The sequence below is a fragment of the Marisediminitalea sp. genome (genome assembly GCF_984433645.1).
This window is the reverse complement of sequence record NZ_CFIDRX010000001.1, coordinates 87,580-94,844: the sequence shown is the minus strand read 5'-3', so window position 1 is coordinate 94,844 and position 7,265 is coordinate 87,580. Positions and strand designations below refer to the sequence as shown.

The 7,265-nt window shown below is 50.5% G+C and carries 7 protein-coding genes; 5 read left to right on the top strand and 2 right to left on the bottom strand.

Annotation, left to right across the window (positions count from 1 at the left end; translation table 11 throughout):
- Together AC4MRN_RS00465 and hslR are read right to left on the bottom strand one after the other, a co-directional pair.
- The coding region (locus tag AC4MRN_RS00465; protein ID WP_491202178.1) for an Hsp33 family molecular chaperone HslO at positions 1-499 on the bottom strand (499 nt) is incomplete at its 3' end.
- Positions 500-524: 25 nt separating this feature from the next.
- Positions 525-929, bottom strand: a complete 405-nt coding sequence (gene hslR / locus AC4MRN_RS00460; RefSeq protein ID WP_370241804.1) for a ribosome-associated heat shock protein Hsp15 — start codon at positions 927-929, stop codon at positions 525-527.
- A 123-nt stretch (positions 930-1,052) separates the two neighbouring features.
- Between hslR and gspC the strand changes: the two genes are divergently transcribed.
- From gspC to gspG, 5 genes are all read left to right on the top strand, one after another.
- Complete coding sequence (gspC, locus tag AC4MRN_RS00455) at positions 1,053-1,979, top strand: type II secretion system protein GspC (protein ID WP_491202177.1); 927 nt, start codon at positions 1,053-1,055, stop codon at positions 1,977-1,979.
- A gap of 89 nt (positions 1,980-2,068) precedes the next feature.
- Positions 2,069-4,069: a type II secretion system secretin GspD gene (gspD, locus tag AC4MRN_RS00450; RefSeq protein WP_490402031.1), complete on the top strand. Its 2,001-nt coding sequence runs from the start codon at positions 2,069-2,071 to the stop codon at positions 4,067-4,069.
- Positions 4,069-5,604, top strand: coding sequence for a type II secretion system ATPase GspE (gene gspE, locus AC4MRN_RS00445; RefSeq protein WP_488800064.1), 1,536 nt, complete (start codon positions 4,069-4,071; stop codon positions 5,602-5,604). Before gspD ends, gspE begins: the two co-directional genes overlap by 1 nt.
- On the top strand, positions 5,604-6,827 hold the full coding sequence (gspF, locus tag AC4MRN_RS00440) for a type II secretion system inner membrane protein GspF (protein ID WP_370241800.1): 1,224 nt from the start codon (positions 5,604-5,606) through the stop codon (positions 6,825-6,827). The genes gspE and gspF overlap by 1 nt, the downstream gene beginning before the upstream one ends.
- Entirely contained in the window at positions 6,827-7,264 is a 438-nt protein-coding gene (gene gspG, locus AC4MRN_RS00435) for a type II secretion system major pseudopilin GspG (RefSeq protein ID WP_073317953.1), read from the top strand. The genes gspF and gspG overlap by 1 nt, the downstream gene beginning before the upstream one ends.
- The last annotated feature ends 1 nt before the right edge of the window (position 7,265 follow it).

The window sequence follows — 7,265 nt, the reverse complement described above, 5'->3', positions numbered from 1 at the left end:
CTAGTGTATTGTCAGAAAAGTCGGTATGAATGAACACGCGGGTGGCCAACTGTTCTGAGCGCTCGAAGTAGTCTTCCAGACAACCGGCCAGCGATCCTTTGTCCAGCGCCACGACGCCCTGATAACGCTCACCCTCTTCGGGCGTAATTGTGATCACCAGTACCGCGTTTTCAACCAACTCACTAAAAGTGGCTTCAGACAAATCCGCCTCTTCATCCCAACGTGCCACGCCGCGCAGCTGCTGCTCGTGTGTTGCATTAATAACGGCGTAGCGCACTTTGCCCTGACTCTGAATTTGTAAGCCAACTTCGCCTTCAAACTTTAACGTAGCGGTCAGTAAACTCGTGGCTGCAGCCATTTCAGCTAACAGTTGCTGAATTGGCTGGGGGTAGTCCGTGCTGTGAACGATAGGCTTCAGTGCGTCCTGAAGTCGCACCAACTCGCCACGCACACTGGCTTTTTCAAATAAATAACGATGTAGTTGATCAAACTGATTCATCTCAATTCCTGTCCGGGCATTCGCCCTATTGATGCTTAAACTTAATTAATTCGCGACGCTGTTTTTTATCGGGGCGGTTTTCCGGCTTCGGACTGTGGAAGGTCTGCATCTTTCTGGCCAGCTGATTTTGCTCGCGTTTAGCCACGCTATCGGCCGTTTCCTGATACATCAGTTCAGCCAGTTTCGCTGGCTGACGCTTCTCTTCAATCCCAGTGACTTCCACTTCTTTTACGTCCCAGCCGGCAGGTACTTTAATCAGCGCACCTAACTCTACAATTTTACCCGGCTTACTCTTTTGTCCATTATAGTGAACTTTTCCGGCCTGAATCAGGTCTCTAGCCAGAGCACGTGTTTTCGTAAGACGCGCCGCCCAGATCCATTTGTCCAGTCGTACTTTTAAGGCTGTGTTGTTGTCGTTTACCATGGGCATTTTACATACAAAATTGTCATATTTATTTAACCTGTCTGCATTAAGGTTGTTGCCCCCGCTCAGACTAGGCTATGATGTGACTGTTATATAGCGGCTTATGTTCCACCAATTTGTTGTTTTCAGATGATAATTAATCAAACCAGCTTGCAAAATATCCCAGCGTTGCTGACTACACATCAAACACGTATTCGCGTGGTTGTGCTTGTATTATTAAGTATTTATCTGATCGCCTATGCAGCGGACATGACCTGGAAACTCATTCCCACGCCGTCATCAAACGCACCTGCGGCTTCAACACCCCGTTATACCGGTTCAGTCGCCAGCTCTCAACGTGGGGTCGATATTGGCCAAATACAACAGTTGAATTTGTTTGGCGAAGTAAATAAAAGTGCGCCACCACCGGTTCAGGAAACCATCACCGACGCACCAGAAACCCGATTGAACCTGGTGTTGTCCGGTTTAGTGGCCAGTACCGATGAAGAAGCCGGTACGGCAGTAATAGAAAACCGCGGAAAACAAGCCACTTACGCTATTGGCGATAAAATTGACGGAACGAATGCCATACTGAGTCAGGTCCATATAGACAGAGTCATCATTAAAAATGGCGGTCAACATGAAACACTCATGCTGGCCGGACTCGATTTTAGCAAGCAAAACGCGGCCAATAACGCCGCTCCCAATCGCCAACCGGCCAGAGCAGGTGCCCAACCAGCACGCCGGGCGCGCGAGCTTAGCGAAGACGCCGTTGCAGCAACTGAAGCGCTGCGAGAGAAGCCGGCTAGCTTCACCGATTTCATCAGTGTGACACCCGCACTGGAAAACGGCCAGATGATTGGCTACCGCGTAAAACCGGGCAAAGACGCCAGCTTGTTTGAGTCGGTAGGGTTAATTAACGACGATGTCGTTATTCAAATAAACGGTCTGGACTTAACAGACCCCGCCCAGGCCCGAGATGCCATGGGTGAGCTTAGAGATGCGCAGTCTATTGAACTTACAGTAACCCGGGATGGGGAATACATTACACTGTACTTAGACATGCCAGAGCAGTAATGAACGCAACAGTGAACAGGATACAAACTATGAGGCAAGTTGGTCGAACCTGGTTGACCCGGATTAGTATTGCGGTATGTGCAACCGTTATGTGTGTGCAAGCCGCGGCCATCGAACGTATGCCCAAATTTCAGGATACCGACATCAACGAGTTTATTACCATAGTCGGTAAAAACTTGCAGAAAACCATCATTGTTGATCCTAACGTTCGCGGCAAAATCAGCGTGATCAGCTATGACATGCTGAACGAAGAGCAGTATTACCAGTTTTTCCTGAACGTATTGCAGGTTTATGACTTTGCCGTTGTGGAAATGCCAAACGGTATTTTAAAAGTCGTGCGCTCTAAAGACGCCAAAACTTCAAATATTCCGGTTGTTGAGGACGCCACACTGGACGGTGACGAAATGATTACCCGCGTTATTCCGGTATATAACGTGCCCGTGCGAGAGCTTGCGCCTATTCTGCGTCAGCTGAATGACCAGGCCGGTGGCGGTAACGTAGTCAGTCACGACCCTTCAAACGTAATGATGCTGACCGGCCGTGCAGCGGTAGTAAACCGCTTGGTTGAAATCATTGAGCGGGTTGACCGCGCCGGTGACGAAGAAGTCGATATCATCAAACTGCAATTCGCTTCAGCCTCAGAAATGGTGCGCATTGTAGAAAGCATCAACAAGTCCCAGGGCAAGCAAAATACGGGTACCAAGTCTGAGCCTCGCGTCGTGGCCGATGACCGCACCAACAGCGTAATTGTCAGTGGTGACGCCAAAGCCCGTCAGCGTCTGATTAATCTGATCCAGCGCATGGACCAGGAGCTGGAAACCAACGGTAATACCCGGGTTATCTTCTTAAACTACGCCAAAGCCGATGATTTGGTTAAAGTGCTCCAGGGTGTCAGTGACAGTATTCAGGCCGAAGAGAAAGGCACGGGTAACAATGCCCGACGTTCTGCGGGTGGGAATCGTGATGTCAGCATTGACGCCCACGAGGATTCAAATGCACTGGTTATAACCGCCGAGCCGGATATGATGCGCTCACTGGAAGCGGTAATTCGTCAGTTGGACGTGCGTCGTGCTCAGGTACAGGTTGAAGCTATTATTGTAGAAATGTACGAAGGTGACGGTACGTCACTGGGTGTACAATTGGTTTCGGAAGAAGGTGGCGGTACCCAGTTTAACAACGGCGTGATCCCAGTAGGTTCTTTGGCGGTTGCATTAAGACAAGCCGAAGACCAGACAACAAACTCAACCTACGTTACTGCCAATGGTGAAGTAGTCACCACGACTGATGTTACAGAAGGTGACTTTACCTCTCTGGCATCACTACTTGGCGGTGCTAACGGATTAATTGCCGGCGTGATCCAGAATGGATGGGGCGCGGTGGTACAGGCCGTAAGCAACGACACCAATTCCAACGTTTTGGCAACCCCACACCTAACCACCATGGATAACGAAGAAGCGTTCTTCATTGTGGGTCAGGAAGTGCCGATTATTACCGGTACTACCACAGGCGCTAACAACTCTAATCCATTCCAGACGGTAGATCGTCAGGAAGTCGGTATCAAGTTACAGGTTACACCGCAAATCAACGAAGGTAACGCGGTACAGCTGACTATCGAACAGGAAGTATCCAGCGTATCGGGTGCCACGGCTGTCGATATCTCCATCAACAAACGCCAAATCAAAACCACGGTTATTGTGGACGATGGTGGCACCATTGTGCTGGGCGGTCTGATTGATGAAGACGTACAGGAAAGTGTGTCAAAAGTGCCTCTGCTGGGCGACATTCCGATTTTAGGTCACTTGTTCAAGTCCACCACGTCGAGTAAACGCAAACGCAACCTCATGGTATTCCTGCGTCCTAAGATCGTACGTGACGGCGTGACCATGAACGAGATCAGCAAGCAGAAATATAACTTTATTCGCGCAGAACAGCTTCAGCGCCAGTCTCAGGGTGTAACCCTGATGCCGCAAACCGATACACCGGTATTGCCAGACTGGGATGAAAGCCTGGCGCTACCGCCTTCCTATGAAGAGTACCTGAAGCGTCGCGAAGAAGAGAAAAAGGCACAGGCTGAACAGGACGGCAACTAATGAGCGAGCTACTCGACACGCAAACTGCCGGGCAGCCTGAGCAACCCGACGACGAACAGGTTATCCAGACCGAACGTCAGTTGCCGTTTGGCTTTGCCAAGCGCCATAAAGTCCTGCTGGAAATTAATCAGGAGCCGGCGTTGCTTTATCACACCAGTGAAACGCCACTGGAGGTATTCGCCGAAGTACGCCGCTACTATGCCGCGCCGCTGGTATTGAAAGAACTGGCCCAGGAACAGTTTGAGCCGTTGCTAACCCAGGCTTATCAGCGCGACTCCTCTGCTGCCAAACAGTTAATGGAAGATCTTGGCAACGAGAGTGACTTGTTTTCGCTGGCAGAAGAACTGCCCGACACCGAGGACCTGCTCGACAGTGAAGATGATGCACCTATCATCAAACTCATTAACGCTATGTTGGGCGAAGCGATTAAAGAAGGCGCGTCCGATATCCATATCGAGACCTTTGAAAATCAACTTATCGTGCGCTTCCGCGTCGACGGTGTGCTGCGCGAAATCCTGCGCCCAAATCGTAAACTGTCATCTATGTTGGTTTCGCGGATTAAGGTAATGGCCAAGCTCGACATTGCCGAAAAGCGCGTGCCCCAGGATGGCCGGATTACGCTGCGTATCGCAGGCCGTGCGGTAGACGTGCGGGTATCGACCATGCCATCGAGCCACGGCGAGCGGGTCGTATTGCGTTTGCTCGACAAGAACAATGCGCGCCTGAACCTCGCTGATTTGGGCATGACCGAACAAAACCGCGGCCATTTTTCGTCACTCATTCGCAAACCTCACGGCATTATTCTGGTTACCGGCCCAACCGGCTCAGGTAAAAGTACTACCCTGTATGCCGGCCTGACCGAAATCAATTCCAAAGACCGTAACATTTTAACCGTAGAAGACCCTATTGAATTCGATTTACAGGGTATTGGACAAACCCAGGTTAACCCGCGGGTAGACATGACGTTTGCACGAGGCCTGCGCGCCATACTGCGTCAGGACCCCGACGTGGTGATGGTCGGTGAGATCCGTGATATCGAAACCGGGCAAATCGCCGTACAGGCCAGTTTAACCGGTCACCTTGTGCTCTCAACCCTGCACACCAATACCGCAGCTGGTGCGATTACGCGTCTGGAAGACATGGGTATTGAACCCTTCTTACTGTCGTCGAGCTTACTGGCTGTGTTGTCACAGCGCTTGGTAAGAACCCTCTGTCCGGAGTGCAAAACCGCACATGCACCGAGTGAGCAGGAAGCGGAAATATTAGGACTGGAGAACGGTCATTCCTGTGTTATTTATTCGCCTAAAGGCTGCGCCGCCTGTAACCAAACTGGCTATCGTGGCCGAACGGGTATTCACGAACTGTTGATCGTGGATGAAACCATTCGCACCATGATGCACGAAGGGAAGGGCGAACAGGCCATTGAGAAATACGTGCGAAAATCTACGCCCAGTATTCGCGAAGATGGCTGCCGCAAAGTCCTGAGCGGACACACTGCGCTTGAAGAAGTGTTACGTGTGACCCGGGAGGACTAATGGCGGCGTTTGCTTATAAGGCCATTAATGCCAAAGGCAAGAATACAAGCGGTGTACTGGAAGGTGACAACGCCCGCCAGATTCGCCAACAACTTCGCGAAAAGGGTCTGGTGCCCATGGAAGTTGAACAAGTGGCTGAAAAGAGCAGCGGCAGCAGTAGTGGCGGCTTTCAGCTGTTTAAGCCGCGTATTTCTGCCAGTGATTTGGCGCTGCTTACCCGTCAGTTAGCCACGCTGATTGAATCGGCTTTGCCCATCGAAGAAGCGTTACTGGCTGTGGCGGAGCAAAGCGAAAAGACCCGCCAGAAAAACATGATGATGGCAGTGCGCAGTAAAGTCGTGGAAGGGCATACCCTGGCCGACGCACTGGCGGAATTCCCCAGCGTATTTGATGACCTCTTTCGCGCCATGGTGGCGGCGGGCGAAAAGTCAGGGCACCTCGACACCGTACTCAACCGTTTAGCCGACTACACCGAGCGCCGCCAGCAAACCCGAAGCCAGATTATACAGGCGCTGATTTACCCGGCCATTATGATGTTTTTTGCCATGATGATTGTAGTCGTACTGCTTACCGTGGTGGTGCCGAAAATTGTCGGTCAGTTTGACCACATGGGTCAGGACCTGCCCACCATTACCACTGTGTTGATTAGCGTGAGTGAATGGATGCAGCAATACGGCCTGTATTTGTTAGTGGCCATAATGCTGTTAATTGTGCTGTTTCAGCGACTGGTTCAGCAGCCCGCAATTAAACTGCGTTATCACCGTTTTATGCTTAAATTACCTTTGGTAGGCAAAGTGGCCCGAGGCTTAAACACGGCCCGTTTTGCACGCACACTGAGTATTTTAACGGCCAGTGCCGTGCCATTGCTTGAGTCCATGAGGATATCTACTGATGTACTGCAAAATGTATATATTAAAGAACGAATTAGCGAAGCTGCGGTCAATGTAAAAGAGGGTAGCAGCCTGCGCGCGGCACTCGACAACACCAAAATTTTCCCGCCCATGATGATGCACATGATTGCATCGGGTGAACGCTCAGGTGAGCTACAACAAATGTTAAGCCGCTCGGCCGACAATCAGGACAGGGAATTTGAAGCACTCATTGGTGTCTCATTAAAAGTCTTCGAGCCTGTGCTGATCGTATCGATGGCAGCAGTGGTGTTATTTATAGTCATGGCAATTATTCAACCGATACTTGCGCTTAATAATATGGTGAACGTGTAATGAAAAACTTAAACAGACAATCGGGTTTCAGCTTAATTGAAATCATGGTGGTACTGCTGATCATCGGTATTCTGGCTTCTATGGTCGCACCACAAATTCTGGGTAACCAGGAAGAAGCGCAGCTTAAAAAGGCCGCTGTCGATATTCAGCAACTGGAAAGTGCGCTTGAAATGTACAAACTGAAGAACAACCGCTTCCCGACTACAGAACAAGGTCTTGACGCGCTGGTGACAGCCCCGACGATTGATCCTATCCCACGTAATTACCCGGAAGCCGGCTTCATCAAACGTTTACCTGATGATCCATGGGGCAATCCTTATGCGTTAATCAGCCCGGGAGAAATGGGCACAATTGATATTTTCTCAAACGGCCCGGATGGCGAGCCAGGCACCGATGACGACATTGGTAACTGGAATATTAACGAATACCTGAACTAAC